Origin of the sequence: Aquitalea sp. ASV11 (assembly GCF_016429185.1) — a bacterium.
Classification (GTDB): domain Bacteria; phylum Pseudomonadota; class Gammaproteobacteria; order Burkholderiales; family Chromobacteriaceae; genus Aquitalea; species Aquitalea pelogenes.
In genome coordinates, this window is sequence record NZ_JAELUD010000305.1 from 1 (window position 1) to 296 (window position 296).

At 72.3% G+C, this 296-nt stretch carries 1 pseudogene; it reads right to left on the bottom strand.

Annotated features, from left to right (window positions below):
- Window positions 1–126: pseudogene (locus JHD62_RS22290) on the bottom strand (macrolide ABC transporter permease); the annotation flags it as partial.
- Between the last annotated feature and the right edge of the window lie 170 nt (window positions 127–296).

Below are 296 nucleotides of genomic sequence, written 5' to 3' on the forward strand. Positions count from 1 at the left end.
GTTCATCACGCCAATGCCACCAACCACCAGCGAAATCACCGCAATCATCGATACCAGCAGCGTCATGGTGGCGGTGGTGCTGGCAATGGTCTGGCGGATGCTGTCGGTATTCATCACGAAAAAGTCCCTGTCTCTTATACACATCTGACGCTGCCGACGAACAGTAAGATGGGGTGGTGGGGGGGGGGGGGGGGGGGGGGGGGGGGGGGGGGGGGGGGGGGGGGGGGGGGGGGGGGGGGGGGGGGGGGGGGGGGGGGGGGGGGGGGGGGGGGGGGGGGGGGGGGGGGGGGGGGGGG